The sequence below is a fragment of the Ferdinandcohnia sp. SAFN-114 genome (assembly GCF_059415045.1).
Genome location: NZ_JBPFDQ010000086.1, coordinates 1 through 23,844 on the forward strand (window position 1 = coordinate 1; position 23,844 = coordinate 23,844).

The 23,844-nt window shown below is 38.2% G+C and carries 17 protein-coding genes; 16 read left to right on the forward strand and 1 reads right to left on the reverse strand.

Features of this window, described 5'->3' with window-relative positions; translation table 11 throughout:
• Positions 1-47: 47 nt before the first annotated feature.
• From ACR65M_RS21475 to ACR65M_RS21540, 14 genes are all read left to right on the forward strand, one after another.
• Entirely contained in the window at positions 48-995 is a 948-nt protein-coding gene (locus tag ACR65M_RS21475; protein ID WP_440274359.1) for a DUF4145 domain-containing protein, read from the forward strand.
• Between the two features lie 559 nt (positions 996-1,554).
• The gene (locus ACR65M_RS21480) at positions 1,555-2,814 is read left to right on the forward strand and encodes an ATP-binding protein (RefSeq protein ID WP_440274360.1); all 1,260 of its coding nucleotides are present in this window, start codon (positions 1,555-1,557) and stop codon (positions 2,812-2,814) included.
• Between the two features lie 204 nt (positions 2,815-3,018).
• Positions 3,019-4,392, forward strand: coding sequence for a hypothetical protein (locus ACR65M_RS21485; protein WP_440274361.1), 1,374 nt, complete (start codon positions 3,019-3,021; stop codon positions 4,390-4,392).
• 290 nt (positions 4,393-4,682) lie between these two features.
• Positions 4,683-4,844, forward strand: coding sequence for a hypothetical protein (locus ACR65M_RS21490; RefSeq protein ID WP_165918134.1), 162 nt, complete (start codon positions 4,683-4,685; stop codon positions 4,842-4,844).
• The gene (locus tag ACR65M_RS21495; RefSeq protein ID WP_440274362.1) at positions 4,837-6,048 is read left to right on the forward strand and encodes an MFS transporter; all 1,212 of its coding nucleotides are present in this window, start codon (positions 4,837-4,839) and stop codon (positions 6,046-6,048) included. Before ACR65M_RS21490 ends, ACR65M_RS21495 begins: the two co-directional genes overlap by 8 nt.
• A 101-nt stretch (positions 6,049-6,149) precedes the next feature.
• A complete protein-coding gene (locus ACR65M_RS21500; RefSeq protein WP_341331560.1) occupies positions 6,150-6,845 on the forward strand; it encodes a metalloregulator ArsR/SmtB family transcription factor in 696 nt (231 codons plus the stop codon).
• Between the two features lie 494 nt (positions 6,846-7,339).
• Positions 7,340-8,530, forward strand: coding sequence for a M20 family metallo-hydrolase (locus tag ACR65M_RS21505; RefSeq protein WP_440274363.1), 1,191 nt, complete (start codon positions 7,340-7,342; stop codon positions 8,528-8,530).
• A gap of 1 nt (position 8,531) precedes the next feature.
• A complete protein-coding gene (locus tag ACR65M_RS21510) occupies positions 8,532-10,172 on the forward strand; it encodes a helix-turn-helix domain-containing protein (RefSeq protein WP_440274364.1) in 1,641 nt (546 codons plus the stop codon).
• Positions 10,173-10,316: 144 nt separating this feature from the next.
• The gene (locus tag ACR65M_RS21515) at positions 10,317-11,768 is read left to right on the forward strand and encodes an aldehyde dehydrogenase family protein (protein ID WP_440274365.1); all 1,452 of its coding nucleotides are present in this window, start codon (positions 10,317-10,319) and stop codon (positions 11,766-11,768) included.
• 30 nt (positions 11,769-11,798) lie between these two features.
• A complete protein-coding gene (locus ACR65M_RS21520; RefSeq protein WP_440274366.1) occupies positions 11,799-12,680 on the forward strand; it encodes an NAD(P)-dependent oxidoreductase in 882 nt (293 codons plus the stop codon).
• Positions 12,681-12,703: 23 nt separating this feature from the next.
• A complete protein-coding gene (locus tag ACR65M_RS21525) occupies positions 12,704-13,897 on the forward strand; it encodes a M20 family metallopeptidase (RefSeq protein ID WP_440274367.1) in 1,194 nt (397 codons plus the stop codon).
• 42 nt (positions 13,898-13,939) lie between these two features.
• Positions 13,940-14,758 (forward strand): DUF3100 domain-containing protein, encoded by an 819-nt coding sequence (locus ACR65M_RS21530; protein ID WP_341331566.1) that lies wholly within the window; start codon positions 13,940-13,942, stop codon positions 14,756-14,758.
• A gap of 6 nt (positions 14,759-14,764) precedes the next feature.
• Entirely contained in the window at positions 14,765-15,220 is a 456-nt protein-coding gene (locus tag ACR65M_RS21535) for a hypothetical protein (RefSeq protein ID WP_341331567.1), read from the forward strand.
• Positions 15,221-15,561: 341 nt separating this feature from the next.
• Positions 15,562-18,954: a phosphodiester glycosidase family protein gene (locus tag ACR65M_RS21540; RefSeq protein WP_440274368.1), complete on the forward strand. Its 3,393-nt coding sequence runs from the start codon at positions 15,562-15,564 to the stop codon at positions 18,952-18,954.
• Between the two features lie 74 nt (positions 18,955-19,028).
• Here ACR65M_RS21540 and ACR65M_RS21545 read toward each other — a convergent pair whose 3' ends face one another.
• Complete coding sequence (locus tag ACR65M_RS21545) at positions 19,029-19,595, reverse strand: TetR/AcrR family transcriptional regulator (protein WP_440274369.1); 567 nt, start codon at positions 19,593-19,595, stop codon at positions 19,029-19,031.
• A gap of 204 nt (positions 19,596-19,799) precedes the next feature.
• On the opposite strand from ACR65M_RS21545, the gene ACR65M_RS21550 reads away from it, so the two are divergent.
• Both ACR65M_RS21550 and ACR65M_RS21555 read left to right on the forward strand, forming a co-directional pair.
• A complete protein-coding gene (locus ACR65M_RS21550; RefSeq protein ID WP_440274370.1) occupies positions 19,800-21,800 on the forward strand; it encodes an efflux RND transporter permease subunit in 2,001 nt (666 codons plus the stop codon).
• A gap of 2 nt (positions 21,801-21,802) precedes the next feature.
• Positions 21,803-23,593, forward strand: a complete 1,791-nt coding sequence (locus ACR65M_RS21555; protein ID WP_341331572.1) for a methyl-accepting chemotaxis protein — start codon at positions 21,803-21,805, stop codon at positions 23,591-23,593.
• The last annotated feature ends 251 nt before the right edge of the window (positions 23,594-23,844 follow it).

Genomic DNA, 23,844 nt, shown 5'->3' on the forward strand with positions numbered 1-23,844 from the left:
TGTCACAATACTTATCTCAAGTATTGCCATTTTGGAGGTGTTTTATATTGTCTCACTATTTTAGGTTAGTCCACATAACCCTAAAAGAAAGACTCACTCTTTTAGATAATGAAGGAATTCTAACATTAGAGATAAGGGATGCCCTTCATTTAGTTCGTCAACTAGGTAATCAAGCCTCACATGACAAGAGAAAGTTTCGTTATTCGGAAGCACTGTTATCATGGGAAGCAATTTACCAAATTGTGAGATGGTTTGTTGAAGTGTATAGCTCCTTATCAATCGAAGTACCAGCCTATCAAGATCCGACAACTCCAAAGGAAGAGCGTTACGATATTACCGAACTAGAGCTTCGGTTGAAATCACTAGAGGATGTATTAGTTGCTTCTATGAAAAAGGGAACACCCGATACAAAGGTTCAAAATGAGGTTGCAGTTACGTCAGAAGCTGCTCCATCAAAAGTGGGAGAACCGGGATATACAACGATTCGTACGATTGAGTATAAAGGGGATACGTTGGAAGTTCCATATTTTCTACGTGATGCCTTTTTGCTGCCACAACGATTCGATAAATCTGAGACTTTTTTAGTTAGACTGGGTGCTGAGCAGCAAGCACGTATTATGAGTGAATTACCAAGTAATCTCGAAGACTTGCATAAGCATGTCAAACGTTTTAATGAAAACAATGATAAACAATTTTTCGAGGAGTTAAAAATCTTTATTGAAGAAGAAAAGATTCGTAGAAAAGTAACTCTTGAACGACCAGGAGAATTGTTTTTATTTTACAAAGCAGATTACATGATCCTTACAGATTCTCTTAAACAGATACCTCTTACTAAAGACGAGTTTATAGGCGTACCAAGCCTTATTACACAATTAAACGAAGACGGAATTCATACAGTTGGCCAACTTCCGAAGGAGCTTGTGATTCTCGGAAAATATAAAAATGTTGGGGTTGTGAATGTAGCGAGATTGTTTGAGCAGTTGAAGGGGAAGTAAACCGATTTCGATGTTAATGTCACACATAAAAAATTATGAGCCACCCGGACTGGGTGGCTTTTTTACTAGTGACAGTAAATCTGGAATAGTGGCAGTATTTTTCAAATAGTGGCAGTAAATCCGGAATAGTGGCAGTATTTCCAGTTAGCAACAGTAAACTCGGCGGATTCTCAGTAATAGAGTGATATATCCATTTTACTTTCTTCAATCTTTTCATCTCTTAAGACATAAAAACTATCATTTTGTTGCAATTTGCAACAAAATGTTTTCAATTTCGGAAATAGTCTCAAAAATTTACTAAAACCATAATAAAAATACGACAATATGAGTAAAAAAAAGAAGGAAATTATTATTTTTTGACGAATTTATAGGAGCAATCCATTAGAGTGGCGAATTATCCCTCATAAATATTCCATCAGCAGTGGAATAAATTATTCGATGAAATCAAAAAAAGGTGAGTGCATAAACATAAAATAATTTCATAAACATTCTTTATTTATTAATTTTTGTCGGATAGTTTCCTAAGATGATTCTTCTAACCAGAAACAGGGGGAATAATGTGTTTAATTATATAGAAACCTTATTATTAAATTTGCTTTTTTTGGTCGTTTTTATTTTGTTTATTCCTCATATCATTGAAACAAATGTTAAGAATTTGTCATGCCAACTAAAAAAGGGAATACAATTAATTTCGGTCATCATAGCCATGATTAGTTGTATGCTATTTCCGTTTCATATTGGTGATGAGATTATCTTGGATTTACGGACGGTTGCCATTATGGTTGGTGGTTTATACCTTGGGAGAAAAGCTAGTGTCACTTTAGTCGTTATTTTTCTAATCATTCGTCTTTATTTAGGAGAATTCGGAATTGGTTTTTATGCATCAGCCATTGCAAGTTTAATCATTTTATCTGTTATATTTCTAATTCGAAATATTTTTGATAGAGCTTCAAAGCATAGAAGAATCCTTATTGCATGTAGTTTTTCGTTCTTTATTTGTACATTTGTTTTAGTCATACGATTTTTGCTTGGACATTTACATGTGTCTGATTATAAGGTAATTATCACATTTTTCTTAGTTCATCTAATAAGTACATTCTTTATTGTGTATTTCTCTGAAATGCTACAAGAGAGCTCCTACACGAATATGCAAGTTATCAAAGCTGAGAAATTAGAGGTAGTTAGTCACCTTGCGTCAAGTATTTCTCATGAAGTCAGAAATCCGCTTACCGTAGTGAAAGGCATTTTACAGATGTTATATAAAAATGAATGGGACGAAGAGAAGAGAAATCAGTTCATCGAAATCTCTCTCCAAGAAATTGACCGAGCAAATGATATTATTGGAAACTATTTAACTTTTGCAAAATCCGTACATGAAGAACATATAATCGTAAATCTTGAGCAAGAACTCCAACGTTCGATAAATGTGATTACACCAATGGCAAATATGAACTGTGTTGATATCCATACCATGATTGAACCAATTCGTATGAAAGGAGATCCTCAACTTTTACAACAATGCTTCTTAAATATTACAAAAAATTGTATTGAAGCGATGCCAAACGGTGGAAATCTTTTTATACATACAGAAGAAATGGTTGATGGTGTGGTTATTGAGATCAAAGATACTGGAGAAGGAATGTCAGACGAACAGCTTAATCGTTTAGGAGAGCCGTTTTTTACGACGAAAGGAAGAGAGGGTACTGGCCTGGGTATGATGGCGGTCATAAAAATCATAAAACTCATGAAAGGAAAATTAGATGTTACCAGCAAAAAAAACGAGGGGACACTATTCCGGATCTACTTTCCTCACCCCTAGTTCGGAGCAGGTTGCCTGACCCATATCTAGCTTGAATACAGAGAGTTAGCAGTTCTGCAATTTCCATAAATGGATGCAGAGCTGTTTTTTTGACGGCATCATTTCTTCTTTACTTCCAAGGAATATCTGGAAATTATCCTTGTAGTTTTTTTCTTCTATGCTATACTTTGATGTGTTTGATTTAACATCAAGAAGGAGGAAAAAATGAAACAATATCCATTGTTCCGCTATCTTTACATTTTTTATTCATTTGTATTTTTACTCCATACAATTAATATTTTTATAGATAGTGAGACAATCAATTACATACTCGGAGTACTTGCTATTATCATGCTCATTGTGTCATTTCCTTTAGCATCAGGGCTTTTCAAAATTCTTGGGGGAGCTTTTCTATTTATCGGAGGATATTTATTCTTTACAACAGGTCAGTCCTTTCATATTATTCCTAGTTTATTAACTTCGAATTTATCTCTATTGACATTACTAGCCATGCTGCCTTGGATGAATAGCATCGTAAGAAGTGGAAGATTTGATCGGAATATGAATCTACTAATGAGAGTGAACGTCTCAGATTTAGGGAAACTATACCCAAGAAGCTCACTCATTACGCATATTCTTGCGGCCTTTTTAAATCTATCTGCTGCAACCATCTCTCAAGATGTTCTTAAGAGTACATTATCATCTTTTAGTAAAGAAATTCGTAATTCGTTTATCACAACAGCTTCACTAAGAGGTTATTCATTAGCCCTGTTGTGGAGTCCGTTGGAGATTATGGTCGCAGTTGCTATATTTACAACAGGTGTTGAATACGTAACCCTCTTGCCTTGGCTCATTCTAATGGCAGTTATTGCGTTTATATTAGATTCTTTGTTTGGACGAATTTTTTATAAAAAATATAAGTTTGACGAAGTGACTACTAATCGTCAGCCAACAATCAATATGAAACAATTAGTGAGAAAGATGATACAGTTCGTCATCGCACTAGTCTTGTTCCTGGTTCTCGTTATTGTAATAGGAAATCTATTTGATTTAAGCTTTACGTTAACAGTAACAATTGTTATTTTCCCATTTGCTTTCATTTGGTCTTTACTATTGAAAAGACGAAGAAGTTTCTGGACAATTGGTTGGAATAATTGGAAAACAAAAACAAATACCATGCAGAATTTCATTGTATTATTTATCTCCTTGTCATTATTTTCGACTAGTATAGGAGATACATCATTTTTGGAAGTGATCCAAAAACCACTTGCCTTTGTATCGAATTATCCAATGTTAATCTTGTTCCTTATCCAGGTCATCTTTGTATTCTTAAGTATGTTTGGTATTCATCCGATTGCAACAGTGGGTATTTTGACAGGAATCGTCACTCCTATGTTTGAAGTGATCAATCCAGTAAGTATTGCGCTTGTTCTAATTACAGGTTCTGTGGCTACCTTTACAGTAGGAACGTACGGCTTACTTGTGACATTAACGGCCATGGGAACGGGTCAAAGCCCATTCCGCATTACCGTGCAGAATATGCCATTCGCAATCGGTATGTGGATTATCGGAACACTTGTTGCGTATTTGTTATTGTAATATTAAAATGAAACCGCTTGTTGGGACAGATTTATTCTGTCCCATTTTTTGGTTAGTGAGAAAAGGAATGACATGATCCACCATTCTCTTAACCTAACATCATATGCTGTCAATCCTCAAAATAGACCACAAATTCCGTAAAACTTTTCGAATAAATTTCCTCAACTTTACGAATAAATCTCGAACCTCTCCAGTAGTGTAGTAATACAACTATTCAATTGAATTATTTAATACTCGACAAAACCCGAAAGAGATTTGAACTGAATAGGTAACTATTTAGGAGGAATGTGATGATTGTTGAAGATATGAAACATTATCCATCGATTCTTAGGGTGCTCAGTGAAGAAAGGGTTAAAAATAAAGATAAGAATGAAAGCGTTATTAAAAAATACGAAAATGAACTATGCTTAGAGGGTACGGCAGTTACGTATACTGCTGCTTTAGATGAATAAGAATGATTCTCTGGAAAAAGGAAAATATCACACCAGTAAGTTAATTTTGTTATCACTTGCCATGTTTGGCACAATGACAACATGGTTCTCAATGACTGCAGTTTTGCCAACTTTAATCGATTTATGGGAGTTGAGTAGCAGTCAAGTCAGCTTTATTACGATTATGGTCAATTTAGGATTTATTATCGGTTCAGTGCTGTCAGCATTTTTAAATCTACCTGATCGCATTGAACCACATATTTTATTCTTTTGGTCAGCTATACTAGCGGGAGTTACGACAATTTTAACCGCTTTACTAGCTAAAAGTTTAATTGTTGCATTATTGTTTCGCTTTTTTACAGGCGTTGCCTTATCAGGTGTATACGGTCCAGGGATGAAACTTGTTTCCACTTGGTTTAAAGAGAGGCGTGGGATGGCTTTGGGGCTAGTCGTGGGTGCACTTACGATTGGTTCAGCTGGACCCCATTTTTTTAAAGGAATCGGGTTCTCGTCATGGGAACTGGTCTTATTGATAACGGGATTATGTTCCATATTATCTGGTTTCTTAATGCTTCTCGTAAAAGTAGGACCCTATGCATTACCCACTGGAAACTTTGATCCAAATGCGATTCCTCGTGCTTTTAAAAATCAAAAGGTACGCCTTGCGAACTTTGGTTACTTTGGTCATATGTGGGAGCTTTACGCGATGTGGTCCTGGTTTGGGATATTTTTAGCAGAGAGCTTTAAAACAAGTGGGATTGTAAATTTTTCTACATCCGCTTCAATTGTAACATTCGTAGTAATTGGTTCCGGATTCTTTGGAGCTTGGTTTGGCGGTTTATTTGCCGATCGAATTGGCCGAGAAAAAGTAACATTATGGTCATTAGGGGTTTCTGGGACACTCACACTTTTTATAGGATTTTTCTTCGGTAGCTCACCCTGGATTATCTCCATTTTAGGAATCATCTGGGGAGTAAGTATTATTGCAGATTCTGCTCAGTTCTCAGTACTTATCACCGAGCACGTCGATCAGCGCTATGTCGGTTCATCATTAACAATCCAATTAGCACTAGGTTATGTACTTACGATTATTGTCATTTTCCTCGTACCCTTAATCGAATCAGTTATTGGTTGGGAATATACATTTTTGATCCTATTACCCGGACCTGTTTTAGGATTCCTTTCGATGTATCGATTACATCGAATAAAAACTAGATTTACATGAAAATAGTTGGTATGAAACTGTAGGTTTTCTATTAAACTAGATATATAGTAGAAGTCCTTCGGAATGTATTAAATGAGGGGGGATAAATCCAGGAGGTCATGATGGATAAGAGAGAATTTAACGATACAATCTATTATTATTTTTCTAGAGTCGGAAAGGCGTTAACGAGTCCGAAACGAATGGAGCTTCTGGATTTGTTGACGCAAGGTCCCAAAACAGTAGAAGCACTATCGAACGAAACCGAAATGAGCATCGCGAATACATCTCAGCACCTACAGGTTCTCCTAGATACTAAACTCGTAAAATGCCGTAGACGGGGAAACTTCATGGTCTACTCATTGGGAAATACAAAAGTTTGTGACTTAATCCAATCTTTACAAAAAGTAACGGAAGACAGATTTGATGAAGTGCGCCAGATGCGTACTGAGTTTATCGAAAGACCAGAAGAAATCGAAAGTCTAGAGTTGGAAGAGTTTTTAAAAATGGAAGATTTTGATAGCTATTTGGTCGTCGATGTTCGGCCAGAATCTGAGTATAATGCTTCGCATATAAAGGGTGCAATATCAATACCATATGATTCCTTTATGGACAGAGTCAGCGAACTTCCGACAGATCGTCGAATTATTGTCTACTGTCGTGGTTACTACTGTGTACACGCAACAGAGGCTGTTCAGTACCTTTCGACACAGGGATACCAAGCGATCCGACTAAATGCCGGAATCCAACACTGGAAGCGTGCCGTTGGGACAGAGGGACAGGTACATCGTCCCACCCAGCACGTTTCTGACTTTTGTTAAATGTTGATTGATTAATATAGTTTGTACGGAGGTTGCTAATGCAACCTCTTTTTATTGGCTCTATTCTAAAAGATTGTTGCCTTCTTATAATAAAAACAAAACTAGTTGATTGGAGCGTAAGGTGGCGACCTGTCCAGTTGCAGCGGCTAGAAACTCGAGATCAGAGGCAAAATACGCCTCTTTGTCGGAGTCTCCGACGCACAGGACGTGGCGCTTTAGTCGGTCAATTTTCTCGTTTCTGTGCTAGGCGCCTCCACATTTCGTTGAAGAGGCTCAAGCCACGCCCGCGGAAAGCGTCCACCTGAAGCGGAAGTCAACGATATAAAAAAAAAGTTTGCGAAAATAGCCTTTTTAATTAAAAGGCAAACTGTCGGTTTTCTCAAAAACAAAAGCTATTGGATAATTAACAATTTTTCTTCTATAATGAAAACAAGTTCTAGAATGGGACAAGGGACCTGGCCCCGTGACCCAAGGGTAGTATAGAGGAGGAAATTATGAGTTTTCCAAAGGTTTACGTAGAAAATATTAAAAAGAATCTATTACATATTGGATCTATTAATTCCGGTAATATTGGTTATAATCGTTTAGCTTTTTCAAATGAAGAAAAAAAGGCAAACGAATGGTTAGAAGAGCAGTTAAAGGACCTAAATTTATCTGTATATAAAGATTCCATTGGTAATGTACATGGCAGATTAGGTAGCCTTGATAAACCTGCAATTGCTTTTGGTTCACATTTAGACACTGTAAATAATGGTGGCCTTTATGATGGAGCATTGGGTGTAATAATTGGCCTTGAGTGTCTGAGAGTGCTAAAAGAACATGGCTATCAAGGAGTTCCACTTGAACTTATTAGTTTTGTCGGTGAAGAAGCGAATCCATTAGGCGGTACATTTGGAAGCAGAGCGACAGCAGGGTTAGTTAAAGATGGTGATGTATCAGATGTGGAAATGGAGAAATTTGACCTTAACATGTCCAAAATTAAAGAGGCTAGAAAAAGTGACAATGCCTATCTATCCTTTTTAGAATTACATATTGAACAAGGAAGTGTGTTAGAGACTACGAACAACCAGATTGGGATTGTGACTGCCATAGCTGGCATTTCAAGAATGCATGTTCATGTTATTGGAAAAGCAAGCCATTCTGGCACTACCCCTATGAACGCTAGGAATGACGCTTTAGTATCTGCTGCCTCTATTATCCAGTACGTTAGTGAACGAGCTACTAAGCAAAACAATGATATTGTTGCGACTGTCGGAAAGTTAGAGGTTTTTCCGAATTCGGAGAATGTAGTACCTGGTGATGTTCAATTAACGATTGAGGTCAGAGGTAGCGATTGGCATGAGATGAAGGAATTTGAACAACGATTAACAGACTGGATGAATGCAAACCATCGAGTTGAAATAGCAGTGGGTGTACAAAAGCATCCCAACACTTTATCTGAGAATGTCCAAAAAGCAATAGAGAAGACTTGTCAAAACTCAAAAGTAAATTATCACTATATGGTGAGTGGTGCAAATCACGATGCGAACTCATTAACCGAATTAACAGAAGCAGGGATGATCTTCATTCCTAGTAAGGATGGCCTTAGTCATCACCCTGATGAGTATAGTTCATGGGAAGATATTGAGGTTGGTGCCAATGTCATGCTTCAGACTATTTTGGAACTTTCGAAAAAGGTGAATTAACTTGAACTTTCAGCAAATCGAGACATCCTATCTGGACTTACATAAAGCTAAGAAACTATTAGAAATCAATAAGTTGCTTACGCAGTCGTTACATTTACAAGATGTGTTGCAAAACTTAATTACTGCAGCAAGTGAATTGGTAAACATTACTGATACGTTTATTATTTATTTATATGACGAAAATACTGGAAAGCTTAAGTTTGAAGAGGGTAAAGGTCTTGATGTAGAAAGTTTAAGGAAGCTTTCCCTTGATCCCGGCGAATCCATAACAGGCCAGGTATTCACCAAAAAGAAGGCCATCCTCTTTAATTCTGAGCAAGAAATTGATGAATCTATGAGTACAATGTCTCCAGAAAACTATCATTATTATTTGAAGGGTGTACATGGTCGGAAAATTAAAAGTGCTTTTTGTGTTCCGATCGTTTACAAAGATCATTGTTTCGGTATCCTAATCGTCGACAATTTTAACCATGATGGTCTTTTTTCAATGGCTGATATGGAAGTTATAAAAAATATTGCCGACCAAAGCGCGATCGCAATTGAACATTCCCGGGTTTATAATCATTTGTTGAAGAAGAATCAATTATTAACCGATTCAATTTCAATTCATAAAAAATTCTATCAAGTGATTATTGAAGGCTATGGAATCAAGTCAATCATTCCGTTGTTAGAGGAATTGATTCAATCTCGGGTCATCTACCATGAGACCAACCTTTTTCAGAGGAATGACCGCTACTTTCCCATTGTACGTGGCCAAGAAATTCTAGGGGTACTTGAACTGGAGAAACCTTTTGCTGCATTTGTTGAAAACGAACAAATCATTATTGAGCATGCAAGCTTAGCGATGGCGCTTGAAATAACGAAGGATAGTGCACTCCTTGAACAGGAGCTGCATTTTCGGAATGAAGTGTTTAATCAGTTGTTAAATGAGGTCCAACATTATGATGTCGGACGGATTATGCATTATTTAAAATGGGATCAAACAAATGACATTCAATGTATAATTGTTGAAAGTGCAGTAGATTCACTCTGGAAAAATAACAAAGTAAAAGAAAAGCAATGGCTCGTCCTATCTATTGAGAAGATGCTGAATAACATATGTAACAAAAGTTTTGTCGTCACTCATACGTTTCAGCTCATAATCCTTCTTCCAGGAGTGACAGACACGGTAATTAAAAAAATCATTCAAGAAGTTGAGTCAATTTTAAACAAAGAAAAAATCATAGTTGGAATTGGACGAAAAACTTCCTTGCAGCAATTAGCCACATCCTATCAGGAAGCACTACGTTCCATCAGCTATGCAAAGACCTATAAGACCTCAAACATCGTTGAATATTCGAAACTCGGTATGGAACGACTATTCCATGAAATGGAGCAGCATACAATTGACATGTACATTCAGGATAAAATCGGAAAGCTCTTAAATTCAGATGCCAGTTTACTAGAAACATTGCTTTGTTTTATTTCCAAAAATAAAAATCACAAGGAAACGGCTACTGAGCTCCATATCCATGGAAATACATTATACTATCGCCTTAAAAAGATAGAAGAAATTCTTCAATCTAGCTTAAACAATGAAAAAGATTGGGTCGACCTCATGATTGCGACTCAATTATATGTAGCGAAACAGAAAAATAGATAGCAATGGAACCTGTCCACTTGTCCTTTTTACGTCTCTAATTGTGGCAACTCACAAAAATGAATTCTAAATTTTGTGGGTTGCCACATTTGTCTTTATAATTTAGAATATTATAATTAGTAACAACAAAGAGGAGAGGTGATTCCGATGGTTCAAACGTATTTTAACTACATAGATGGTGAATGGGTGTCTGCCCAATCAGGTGATGTATATGCTAGTATCAACCCAGCAAACACAGAAGAAGTATTAGGTTATTTTCAGAAATCTGATGAACGCGATGTTGAGGTAGCGATTCAAGTAGCGGAAAAGGCATTTAAGGCTTGGTCACACGTTGCAGTACCTGAACGTGGGGATGTATTGTTTAAATTAATCTATTTGCTTGAAGAGCAAAAAGAAGAACTAGCAACTATTATTACAAAAGAAGTCGGTAAAACCTATAAAAACTCGCTAGCGGAAGTAACTATTACGATTGATGCGATGAAGCAATTCAGTGGTGAAGCAACCCGTTTAAAAGGGGAAACAGTGCCTTCAAAGAATGCTGAAATTTTTGGATACACCGTGAGAGAACCTCTTGGCGTTGTTGGAGTAATTGCGCCTTATAATTTCCCTCTTGGGATTGGAATTTGGAAGATCGCCCCTGCGATTGTTGCTGGAAACACGGTTATTTTTAAGCCAGCTAGCAACACATCACTTATTAGCGTAAAAATTATCGAACTCTTTGAAAAGGCCGGTGTACCTAAAGGAGTTATTAACATGGTAACAGGTCCAGGTGGTGTTATCGGACGTGCGATCGGTAATCATCAGAAAATCAAAGCTGTATCTTTTACCGGTTCAACCGACGTAGGATTAGCATTAGGAAGAGCAGTCACAACTCGTGGCGGAAAAATGCAGGCGGAAATGGGCGGAAAAAATGCCTCCATTATCCTTGAAGATGCCAATTTAGATGAAACGATTCAAAATGTAGTCATCAGTGGATTTTTTGATAATGGACAACGCTGTACTGGGACAAGCCGATTAATTGTTCCAAGAAGTATTTCAAAAGACGTTATTAGTAGATTAGTAGAAGCAGCCAATGCCTTACATATTACCGATGGCTTTGACGAAAAGGTAGACAATGGTCCAGTGATTGATGAAAGTCAATTAAATCTTTACTTAAAACATGTCGATTTAGCAATTGAAGAAGGTGCAACACTTGAATGTGGTGGTAAGAGATTAATAGACCAAGGACGAGACAATGGCTATTTTGTCGCACCAACAGTCTTTAGTGGCGTTACACCAGAAATGACTATTTTTAGTGAAGAAATCTTTGCACCTGTTATCGCAGTAATCGAAGTAGATTCTTATGAGGAAGCATTAGAAGTTGCAAACGACAGTGATTTTGGCTTATCATCAACGATTTATACAAAGGACCTAGAAAAAGCCATGCATTTTGTGAAACATATTCAAACGGGAGTTACACATGTCAACATTCCATCGAATTATTTTGAAAACCAGTACCCATTTGGTGGTAAAAAAGCATCCAGCTTAGGTCCGAGAGAACAAGGTTCAACTGCCCTCGAATTCTGGACAGAGTACAAAACAGTATATATCAAAGCGTAAATTACTAGTTTACAAGACTGGAGGATTATGATGACAGCGGTTGGTATAATTGGATGCGGGTTAATGGGAAGTGGCATTGCGAAGAACTTACTCAAAAAACAATTCAAAGTCCACGTATTTGATATTAATGAAGCTGCGGTGAAGAGTTTAGTTGACCATGGGGCGATTGCTTCTGCAACTCCTACTGATATGGCAAGTGAGATTGACTTTTTAATCATGTCACTTACTTCACCTGATATTATTAAAGATACACTGTTACACGAACAAAACGGTGTTCTATTTAAAATGAAAAAAGGTTCTTACATTTTGGATATGAGTACAAATGATGTACAGCTTACGAGGAAAATTCATAACACAGCTGAGGAAAACGGGGTCCAGTTTTATGATTGTCCACTAAGCGGTGGCCCTGAAGGAGCTGCAAACGGGACGTTGACCATTATGGTTGGTGGAAGTAAGGACCATTTTCCTACCATTCTCCCAATTTTAAAAGCTGTCGGCAAACATATTGAATATGTAGGGAAGAGTGGAGCAGGGCAAACCGTAAAGCTTTGTCACAATATGGTCGTAGCAGGTGTGATTACCTTATTAAGTGAAGCCTTTATAACTGGAGAAAGAGCTGGGGTTACAAAGGAGAAACTTGCGGGTATTCTACAAAAAGGATCTGGTCAAACCCGAGCAATGGATGTATTCGGGGTGAATATATTAGATGAATCATTTGACAATGTAAAGTTCTCTCTTGCCAATATGACAAAGGATATCCACTTGTACCGTCAATTGGCTGAAAACTCACAAATTTCAACTTTTGTCAGTGACATCACACATCAACTCTTTCACTTAGGTAAGAACAAAGGGAAGGGTCAACAAGATTCATCAGCGGTATATACCGTCTTAAAAGAAATGATGGAACAATAAAAACCACTAGGAGGGCATTTATAATGGAAAAGTTATTTGAGAAATTAGACGAAATTTATGATGAAATTGTCTCTATACGCCGTTATCTACACGAATACCCAGAGTTATCTTTTGAGGAAGTTAAAACAGCAGAATACATTGCAACTTATCATGAAAAATTAGGTCACGATATTCGCACAGGTGTTGGAGGCAATGGAGTAGTAGCTTATCTAAAAGGAGATCGTCCTGGACCAACTATTGCCTTACGTGCAGACTTCGATGCCCTCCCGATCTTAGAGCAAACGGATGTACCGTTCAAGTCAAAAAATGATGGTGTGATGCATGCATGTGGACATGATGGTCATACTGCAACTTTACTTGGTTTAGCGAAAGTGTTAAATAGTATGAAAGCAGAACTTGAGGGTACGGTAGTATTCATCCATCAGCATGCAGAGGAATTACCACCGGGTGGTGCCATTTCTATGATCGAAGATGGTTGCCTAGATGGTGTCGATGTAATCTTCGGCACACATTTACAAGCTCAAATGCCAGTTGGAGAAATCGGTTATCGAGTTGGTGCAATCCAAGCAGCTCCTGACCGTTTCGATATTAAAATTCAAGGGCGAGGCGGACATGGTGCCTACCCACATCAAACAATCGATAGTATTGTCGTTGGAGGTCAACTCATAAATAATTTACAACAAATTGTTAGCCGTAAAGTAGATCCATTGGATTCTGCCGTTCTATCTGTAACCTCATTCGAGGCAAAAAATCCTTACAATGTCATCGCTGACTATGCTGAAATGATTGGTACCGTGCGTACTTTCAAAGAAGAGACGCGTGATTTTATCGAAAAAGAAATGGAACGAGTGGTTCGTGGAACATGTGATGTGAATGGTGCAGATTTCGAATTCACCTATACACGCGGCTATCCGACCCTCATCAACCATAAGGAAGAAACCGAATTTGTTGCAAAATTGGCGGAAGACGTTCCAGGAGTAAACAAGGTTGCTGAAACAGAACCTGTTATGGGCGGTGAAGATTACGCTTATTATTTACAACATGTAAAAGGTACCTTCTTCTTTACAGGTGCAGAGAATCCAGAGTGGAAAGACTCTTACCCTCACCATCATCCAAAATTTAATATCGATGAGCGTGCACTTTTAATCGCAGCAAAGGTATTAGGGAAAGCAACATTAGAATATATGAAAGTACATGCAAAAGCGGCTGTAAAATAAATACCATATAAACAGCATCACTATAAAAAAGGGGGAAGAGCAATGAGTGAAAATGCAACGAATCTTTGGAAGGATTGGAAATTACATCTTTTAGTATTTGCCATTGTTTTGGTGACTGAATTGATAGGCACACATCGTATTCCAATTGGAGCAGGGGTCATTTTATTACTACCGATGTTGTATGCAGTTATCGTTGGAATTGCAGTCTATTTTACGCCACTTGTCACAGAAAAAATGTCTAAAAATGCGGAAAATCTCGTATTTATTTCCGTAACATTATTGATTGCAAAATTTGGTGTACAAGCAGGTCCAGCTTTACCTCAATTAATTGAAGCAGGTCCAGCCTTAATGCTTCAAGAACTAGGAAACCTAGGTACTATTTTTATTGCATTACCAGTAGCTGTATTCTTAGGATTAAAAAGAGAAGCAATTGGTATGACCCACTCCATCGGTAGAGAACCAAACTTAGCCCTTATTACGGATAAATATGGTCTTTCTTCTCCTGAGGGTCGTGGTGTAATGGCGATCTATATTTTCGGTACAGTGTTTGGATCGATTTTCTTAGGTCTTATTTCAGGATTTTTGGCAACAGCAACACCACTCCATCCATACTCTTTTGCAATGGCAACAGGGGTAGGAAGTGGTAGTATGGCTGCAGCATCACTTGGGCCACTCGTCGCAGCATATCCAGATATGGCAGATACAATTACTGCATTCTCAGGGGCAAGTAACCTATTAACTTCTGTAACAGGATTGTACGCTAGTATTTTCATTGGCTTACCATTAACAGTGAAGTTATATAATGTTCTTACTAGAGTAAGAGATAAAAAAGCTGCGAATTCGAATTCAAAGGGGGCGTAACAACCAATGTTAAAAAGTATTCAAGAATGGGTCTTATTATTTATTATTTGTTCTATATCAGTTCTTGCAGGAAACTGGATTGGTTATGATGTTATGCCACTTGCAGCCATTCCAGGAATACTTGTTCTTGCTGGAGTAAGTTTGGCCGGATTAATTATTCATAAAGCAATTCCATATAAAAAGGTTCCAAGTATTGCCTACATTGGGATTCTAGCATTCATTATTACAATCCCAGGCATGCCATTCCAAGAAAAACTCGTAGAATGGACAGCACAAGTGAATCTATTAGCGATTGCAACACCAATCTTAGCCTATGCTGGTATTTCCATCGGACGCTCATGGGCAGATTTCAAAAAATTAGGCTGGAGAACAATCGTTATCGGTATGTTCGTTCTACTCGGAACCTATCTCGGATCCGCTATCGTAGCCGAAATCATCCTACGAATCCAGGGAATCATCTAATGGGACACAGGGACAGGTCCCCTGTCCCAGAAACATTTTGAAAGAAGGTCTGTATTTATACAGGCCTTTTTTCCTGTTTTTTAAACAATGAAAATTGTCATGGCTAAAACTACTCCTGTAAAATTCAAATCCAAAGACCCGTATTCTATGAATTCCTCTACTATTCTGACATTATTGCAAACAAATCTCCTACTTTTTTACTGTAAAAACTTTACAGTCTATTAATCACCCCTTTATATTCAGTAGTTATTCTGGAAGGAGATTCTTGGTATAATGAAAATATACTTCAAGAATATTCTATATATTATAAAATTATATTTTAGTAGAGAGGAGAACTATGTATGAATGTAAAGTGGTGGAGAAATGTTTTGTTTGCCTCAGCCATAACAGTACCATTAGCACCTACTGTTCATGCAGACAATGAACCATCAGATGTAGCTCAAGCACGATCAACTTCTTCTGACAGAACAGAACCTGTCATTTTTGTTGGTCCAGCTGGCAAGACGCTTGTTTCGAAGGAAAGTACAACACCGATTGGTCCTGGTATTAAGCTTGCTAGGTTTGAAAGGTTTGATGCACGAGGCTGGCTAAATGGAGAAGTAATGACCATTAACCTTGGTAATGATAGCATTTCAACCGATATACTTTATCCTGGAAGTGTTTCATCTGCGAAACCATTATCAGAAATGGCGAAGGAAGCAGGTGCAATCGCTGGGGTCAATGGAGATTTCTTCGATATTAATAATACGAATGCTCCTCTAGGCACTGTAGTTAGTAAAGGGGAAATGGTAAAAGGTCCCCAAGGTAGTCACACACTTACTGCAAGTGTTGATAAAAATGGTTTAGGTCATATTTCTAACATTCTATTAGATGGAAAAGTTAAGCTACCTAGCGGAGAAATCACACTAGACGCACTCAATCAATACGCAATTTCAAAAGATGGTATAGGATTATACACTTCTGTCTGGGGAAGCGCTGGAAGGTCTCAGGATGGAAGCCCTGTGTATGAAGTAATAGTCGTAGATGGAAAAGTTACAACTGTAGAAGAAGGTGCAGGGAATGGCGCCATTCCTGAAAATGCTTTTGTCCTTGTTGGACGTGAAAAAGGTGCAGAGGCCTTAAGAGCTTTATCTGTTGGAGATGAAGTAAGTGTAGAATATGCTCCAAAGACTGACATCGATGTTTCATTTGCAGTTGGAGGTAATATCAAACTTGTCGAAAGTGGAGCGGTAATTTCGAATTTAGATGATACGACTTCCGCACCACGAACTGCTGTTGGTTTTTCCGAGGATCGAAAAACGATGATTTTAGCAGCAGTGGATGGACGTCAAACAGACAGTCGAGGTATGACATTTAAAGAATTAGCCGAACTGATGAAGGAATACGGTGCACATTATGCCTTAAACCTTGATGGTGGAGGTTCCACAACCATGGTTGCACAAAATCCTGGTACGAAAGATGTGAAGGTTGTGAATCAGCCATCCGATGGCACTGAAAGATCAGTACCGAATGGGATTGGAATTTTTGCAAAGGCTGGAAGTGGTGAATTAAAGAGCTTTGCAGTTAATACTGCATTTAAATCTGATATGAGTAACCGCGTATTCCCTGGATTAACAAGAACGTTTATTGGTTTAGGGCACGATGAAAATTACTCTCCAGTTCCTGTTGGTGAAGTGAAATGGAAGGCTCTTCCCGCAGACGTTGGTAAATTTGCGGAAAATGGCGTTTTTCATGCTAAAAAGTCAGGTAAAGCCATTGCTCAGGCACAAGTAAAATCTTCAAAGGGTTCGATGGAGATCACCGTCCTTGGTAAATTGGAGCGAATTGAAGCATCACAAGCACGCCTAAGTTTGGAATTAGGACAACAAGCAAGTTTTTCTGTTAATGGTTATGACAAAGTCGGATACAACGCACCAATTGAAGCTAGAGATGTAAATTTAGACTATGATGAGTCAGTAATTTCGATCATGGAAAATGTGGATGGTAGCTTTACTGTTATACCTAAAGCTGATGGTGCGTCGGCGCTCATCACAGTAAAAGTAAAAGACGAGGTTACGTATCTGCCAGTTACAATTGGCCTAGCTACAAAGAAAGTCGATGATTTTGAAGAGATAAGTGGGTGGTCCTTTACAAAATATCCAAATGAAGTTGGAGCATCTATGAAGCATGTTGCTGGTAGGGATGGAAAAGGGATCGAGTTAGCATACGATTTTTCAACAACAACGGCAACTCGTGCTGCTTATTTACAAGCATCTCCTACGATTGAATTACCAGGTGATGTTCAGAAAATTGGACTTTGGGTAAAAGGGGATGGGCAAGGAGCATGGCTTCGTACTGTCATTGAAGATGCAGCAGGGACAAGATACACATTATCACTTGCTGATGCAGTAGATTGGTCAGGCTGGAAGTACGTTGAGACGACGGTCCCTGAAGGCGTACGATACCCTGTAAAGCTTTGGAGAATCTATCCAGTTGAAACGAACAAAAATGAGCAATACACAGGTCAATTGGTATTTGATGATGTAACTGTTAAAGTCCCCACTTCTATAGAGGTTCCAGAAGTAGCGAAAGATCCAGACCCGCTCATTATTCAAAATGGAGAAATTGAAAAAGGACGTTGGACATTTGCGGTACTAGCTGACAGCCAGTTTGTTGCAAAGGATCCGAATAGTTCTCAAGTACAAATGGCAAGAGAATCTCTAAGACAAATTGTTGCAGCAAAACCAGACTTCCTTGTAATTAATGGTGATTTGGTTGATACAGCATGGAAAGAAGATTTTGCATTTGCTGAGCAAATTTTACAAGAAGAAGTTGGAGATAAACTCCCAATCTATTATCTACCAGGAAACCATGAAATTATGGGGCCAGGTACACTGGATAATTTCTTAGAAGTGTATGAAAATAACCGTTATACTTTTGATCACAAAGGGACAAGATTTATTTTGCTTGATTCATCGACAGGAAGTTTCCGTACGAGTGATTTCCAACAGCTACTCGATTTAAAAAAGACATTAACGGAAGCTGCAAAGGATTCAAAGGTTAAAAACGTAGTTGTCATGGCGCATCATCCAACGCGTGATCCACTACCTACGAAAAACAGCCAGCTTAGTGATCGAAAAGAGTCTAATCTTCTTGAACAATTCTTAACGGAGTTTCGTCAAACTTCAGGAGGTAAGGGGGCACTGTTTGTCGGTGGTCATGCTCATACTGTAAGTGTTGATCGTGTCGAAGGTGTTCCGTATATGGTTGTCGGTCCTTCAGGAAAAGCACCATATGGCTCCAGTGATGCAGGTGGTTTTTACGAGTGGACGATGTTCGGAGTCGACCCAACGCCTGTACCGGACAAGGCTATGGGGCCAGGACAATCTAATGGACAAAGTTCTGTTTCTGGTACTGACTGGATTCAAGCTGAAGTGAATCCACTTTTATTAGATATTACTCTTCAAGCACCGTCTGCAATAAAAGTAGGAGAAACAGTACAAGTTGAGGCAACTGGGCATCAAAAAGATAACCTAAACTTCCCACTTCATTATCCAGCAACTGTTCAATGGGAAGCGAGTGAGAACGTCTTTATCGGTAGTGGGGAAGAACTAACCCGGGCTGAAACTTCAGGAAAATACGCTGCACTCTTCGACTACACAACAGGGGAACTAAAAACTCTAAAAGCAGGAGAAATAACACTAAAAGTCGAAGTAAATCAAATGACCAAAGAGCAAACCATCACAATCGAATAATGGGACAGCGGGACAGGTTGACTGTCCCGCTTTTTATGCTTGGGACAAGTGACCCACCCCCACGGTTCATCCGCTTATTTCACAGCTGCTACGCCCTTGTTTATGATGTTATTGACCAATTCGCCCAGTTCTTTTGGGGATTTGTCCATTCCGTTCTTTAACCATCTTTTGATCACGTAAATACTTCCACTTATAATGAAGGTACTGAAATATTCAGAAACGTTCCCGTCAAGATGGCTACTGGCCCAGTTCTTCATGAGGTATCGATGGACAATATCCATGACCTTTTGCTGAAACGTGGTATCCACATTTTCATTCAATAATGTTTGGCAAATATCTTTCTTAGTCACAATATACTCCAGCAATTTTTCTGTCATTTGTAGAGTTTCGTCTTCTTTATCAAAATCATATTGATTGAGATACGTAATCATATCCTCAATAATCTCTTCTTCTATTTTTTCAAGTAGGTCATATTGGTCAGAGTAATGAGCATAAAACGTAGAACGATTAATATCTGCTTCCTTACAAATTTCCTTTACTGTAATTGTCGAAATTGATTTCTCTTTTAATAGCTTCATAATGCTATCCTTTAATACCATTCGTGTGTATTGTTTACGTCTATCTAATTTAGTTGATGTCATTTTAATCCCTCTTTTATTAGTTATCCAACATATTAGGTTATTATGTTGTGAAACGTACTCAAATTAATAAACTGTTTGTTGAATAGGCAACACCGTGTCGATATAATATTATAGTGGAATTGCCGGTTATGCAAGAGAGGGTGAAACATTATAGATATTGCAACACGAATTATTAAACATAAAAAATCAGTTGTCATCGTATTTATGCTCCTCACACTTTTAGCAACCATTGTTCAGTTTGGGGTTGTCGTTAACTATAATATGGTTGACTATTTGCCGGAGGATGCTCCTTCTGTGAAAGCCATGGAAATTATGGAAGACGAATTTGAAGGGGCTGTGCCGAATACGAGGGTCATGATACATGACGTCACGATACAGGAAGCACTAGGTTACAAAGAGAAACTTTCTGAAATTGATGGTGTGTCGGATGTCACGTGGTTAGATGATGCCATTGATATTAAAACGCCTATCGAAATGGCGGATGAAGAGACTGTTGAGTCTTACTACAAGGAAAATAACGCACTGTTTTCTTTAAGTATTGAAAAGGGAGACGAAGTTGCGGTAACGGATGCCATCTACGAGGTTATTGGAGAAGAAAATGCAATGGCAGGTGAAGCTCTAGATACAGCCACTTCACAAAAGATGGCTGGTCAAGAATCATTATATGCTGCTCTATTGTTAGTACCAATTATTATCATTATCCTAGTATTATCGACGAACTCATGGGTGGAGCCGGTATTTTTCCTTACTGCAATTGGGGTTTCTGTTCTCATTAACCTTGGAACCAATATTTTTCTAGGGGAAGTTTCGTTCGTAACCCAATCGGTTGCACCTATATTACAACTAGCGGTGTCACTCGATTATGCGATCTTTTTACTTCATAGTTTTTCAGACTATCGAAAGACAGTTTCCGATCCAAAAGAAGCAATGCAGCTTGCGATGAAAAAATCGTTTCCAGCCATTACAGCAAGTGCGTCAACCACCTTTTTTGGGTTTATGGCATTATCATTAATGAATTTCCAAATTGGTTCAGACCTTGGAATCAACCTTGTAAAAGGGATTTTACTAAGCTTTATCAGTGTTATGGTGTTTTTACCAGCTCTGACTTTGTTATTTTTTAAGTGGATCGATAAAACACAGCACAAACCACTGATCCCAAGTTTTACTAAAATTGGAAGCATGGTTGTGAAATTGCGAATTCCAAGTTTACTATTAGTTGCATTGTTAATTGTACCTGCGTTTATGGCCCAAAGTGAGACGAATTTCATCTATGGTCTTGGAGATCAACCTGAGTCAACGAGAGCTGGTAGCGATAAAATGATAATCCAGGAAGAATTTGGAGCCTATACTCCTATGGTTCTACTTGTACCAAAAGGGGATTTGGCCAAAGAAGAAGCGTTCATTCAAGATATTGAGAAGATTGATCAGGTATCGAGTGTTCTAGCGTACGTTAACACTGTAAGTAGCGCGATTCCTCCAGAGTATTTGGACAAATCGATCACTGAGCAATTTTATTCAGACAACTACAGTCGCATTATTATTAATACAACAACTAAAAATGAAGGCGACCAAGCATTTTCTTTAATCGAACATATTAAACAAACTGCAGAAGAGTATTATGGAGACGAGGCACATTCACTTGGGGAAAGTGTGACATTGTATGATATCAAAAATACGATTCAAAAGGATAACGCATTAGTGAATCTCTTAACGGTTCTTACGATTGCCCTTGTCCTTATTGTGACATTTAAGTCAATCTCGTATCCTATCGTGCTATTGCTCACGATTCAGACTGCTGTTTGGATTAATCTCTCCGTCCCATATTTTACAGATTCGTCATTAGTGTATGTTGGTTATTTGATAATCAGTACGGTACAGCTTGCCGCGACGGTCGATTATGCAATTCTCTTGACCGAAGACTACACAACGAATCGAAAGCAAATGTCTGCACTTCAAGCGATTAAGAAAACACTTGATGAGAAGATTTTCTCTATCGGGATTTCGGCAGCTATTTTATCAAGTGTAGGTTTTATTTTAGCGTTTACCTCATCAAACCCTATCGTATCATCAATTGGACTGTTGTTAGGAAGAGGAGCCTTGCTTGCATTTATCATGGTCGTATTTTTCTTACCAGCACTTGTGTTGGTTTTTGATAAGGTTATTGAAAAAACTACATGGAAAGCAAATCATTATAAGGAGAAATGAGGATGAAGAGAATACACAAAGTACTATTAATCTTACTTTCTATCACTCTCGTATTGCCGTCATTTCTTGTCACTGCTGCATCGGCCGACGGAATAATCTCAACGAAAGATGAGGTCGTATATGCAACGCTGAGTGCCACTGGAAAGCAGCAAGATATATATGTGGTTAATACTTTGGATATCGAAAAAGCAGGGAAGATCGTCGATTATGGATCTTATTCAACATTAAAAAACTTAACAGACTTCTCAGAAATTATCCATAAAGATGATAAAGTAGAAATTATAGCTCCAGAAGGGAAATTCTATTATCAAGGTTCAGTTAATGAAAAAGCATTACCTTGGAATATTGATGTATCCTATATACTAGACGGTAAAGAAATGGCACCAAAAGAACTAATTGGTGAAGACGGAAAAATTGAAATACAGATAAAAACGTCTTCAAATGAAGAAGTGAATCCGGTCTTCTTTAAAAATTATTTATTGCAAATTTCATTAACACTTGATCCAGCTCTTTACACGAACATTGAAGCTGAAGAAGGAATGCTTGCAAATGCAGGTAAAAACAAACAAGTTACTTTTACTGTCATGCCTGAAAAAGAGGAAGAATTCGAACTCCAAGCAGATGTTGTCGACTTTGAGTTTGAAGGAATCAACATTACAGCCGTTCCATCATCGATGTCGATTGATGCACCTGAAATCGATGAAATGACAGAAGACATGTCATCTTTAACGAACGCAATCAAGCAGCTTCATGATGGAGTAGGAGCGTTAAAGAATGGCGTTTCCGAGCTAAATAGTGGTGTGCAGGAACTTCAAAACGGTTCTGGTCAATACAATAAAGGTATGACTGATATTAACAAAGCTTCCTCTGGTCTTGTTAATGGCTCGAATGAAATTGGGAAAGCTCTTGAACAGATAAGCAAGTCCTTAAATTCTGGATCTGAAGATGTGAATCTTGGCGACCTTGATAAATTAACCGCTGGACTTCAGCAAATGGCAGCGAGTTTACAAGGGACAGTATCAGAAATAGCTAAGCTTAAAGAAGGATATTCAACAGCTTACTCTTCATTAGACAAAGCAATAGCAACTATCCCAAAAGCAACAATTACACAAGAACAAATTCAAGAACTACAAAACAGCGGAGCAAATCAGGAAGTTGTCAATCAACTTCTGAACACATATACGGCAGCACAAACTGTTAAAGGTACCTTTACTCAGGTCCAAGCTGGGTTTACGGAAGTAAATAATGCTTTAGCGGGATTAATGACTGGACTCACGGAAGTGGCAACAAATCTCAATCATATGGCAACCGAGGTTTCAGCATCATTAAAAGCATCGGGTTCAACTGAATCTCTTTCTCAGCTACAAAATGGCCTTGCTGCATTATCCGCCAATTATCAAACATTTCATTCAGGATTGGTGAAATACACAGGTGGAGTTGGTCAGTTATCGAAATCCTATCAAAAAATGCATCAGGGAATTGTGAAATTATCAGGTGGTACAGGTGACCTTGACAACGGAGTAGCTGAACTACACAATGGTACTCGTAAATTATATGAGTCAACGAGTGATTTACCAGAACAAATGAAGGAAGAAGTGGACCAGATGATATCCGAATATGATAAATCAGATTTCGAAGCGTTCTCTTTTGTATCAGACCAAAATAAAAATGTTAATCTTGTCCAATTCGTCATAAAAACGGAAAGCATTAAGAAAGAAGAACCAAAAGCAAAAGAAGTCGAAGAAAAAGAAGTCAAAGGCTTCTGGGCGAAGTTGATTGATTTGTTTAAATAGAATCTTTTCTAAGAGATTGTTGTATTTTGATAAAAAAGCGCAAAACTAGTTGATCGGAGCGTAAGGTGGCGACTCCTCGAAAATGTATTCACATTTTCTTCGTGCGTGGATTATTTCAAAGAAGCAAATTTCAATGTCCAGCGGGAAAAGCGTGAGACATGAGACCCCGCAGGTGCGGTAGCGACTTGTCCAGTTGTAGCGGCTAGAAACTCGAGAAATTTCAACTCCTCCTTCAGAGGCAAATTACGCCT

What these genes read in the sequence shown, in the direction of transcription:
- ACR65M_RS21515 (WP_440274365.1), top strand. Translation starts at nt 10,317, where the DNA reads ATGGTTCAAACGTATTTTAACTACATAGATGGTGAATGGGTGTCTGCC.
- ACR65M_RS21525 (WP_440274367.1), top strand. Translation starts at nt 12,704, where the DNA reads ATGGAAAAGTTATTTGAGAAATTAGACGAAATTTATGATGAAATTGTC.
- ACR65M_RS21500 (WP_341331560.1), top strand. Translation starts at nt 6,150, where the DNA reads ATGGATAAGAGAGAATTTAACGATACAATCTATTATTATTTTTCTAGA.
- ACR65M_RS21490 (WP_165918134.1), top strand. Translation starts at nt 4,683, where the DNA reads ATGATTGTTGAAGATATGAAACATTATCCATCGATTCTTAGGGTGCTC.
- ACR65M_RS21520 (WP_440274366.1), top strand. Translation starts at nt 11,799, where the DNA reads ATGACAGCGGTTGGTATAATTGGATGCGGGTTAATGGGAAGTGGCATT.
- ACR65M_RS21505 (WP_440274363.1), top strand. Translation starts at nt 7,340, where the DNA reads ATGAGTTTTCCAAAGGTTTACGTAGAAAATATTAAAAAGAATCTATTA.
- ACR65M_RS21485 (WP_440274361.1), top strand. Translation starts at nt 3,019, where the DNA reads ATGAAACAATATCCATTGTTCCGCTATCTTTACATTTTTTATTCATTT.
- ACR65M_RS21495 (WP_440274362.1), top strand. Translation starts at nt 4,837, where the DNA reads ATGAATAAGAATGATTCTCTGGAAAAAGGAAAATATCACACCAGTAAG.
- ACR65M_RS21550 (WP_440274370.1), top strand. Translation starts at nt 19,800, where the DNA reads ATGCTCCTCACACTTTTAGCAACCATTGTTCAGTTTGGGGTTGTCGTT.
- ACR65M_RS21535 (WP_341331567.1), top strand. Translation starts at nt 14,765, where the DNA reads ATGTTAAAAAGTATTCAAGAATGGGTCTTATTATTTATTATTTGTTCT.
- ACR65M_RS21540 (WP_440274368.1), top strand. Translation starts at nt 15,562, where the DNA reads ATGAATGTAAAGTGGTGGAGAAATGTTTTGTTTGCCTCAGCCATAACA.
- ACR65M_RS21545 (WP_440274369.1), bottom strand. Translation starts at nt 19,595, where the DNA reads ATGACATCAACTAAATTAGATAGACGTAAACAATACACACGAATGGTA.
- ACR65M_RS21530 (WP_341331566.1), top strand. Translation starts at nt 13,940, where the DNA reads ATGAGTGAAAATGCAACGAATCTTTGGAAGGATTGGAAATTACATCTT.
- ACR65M_RS21555 (WP_341331572.1), top strand. Translation starts at nt 21,803, where the DNA reads ATGAAGAGAATACACAAAGTACTATTAATCTTACTTTCTATCACTCTC.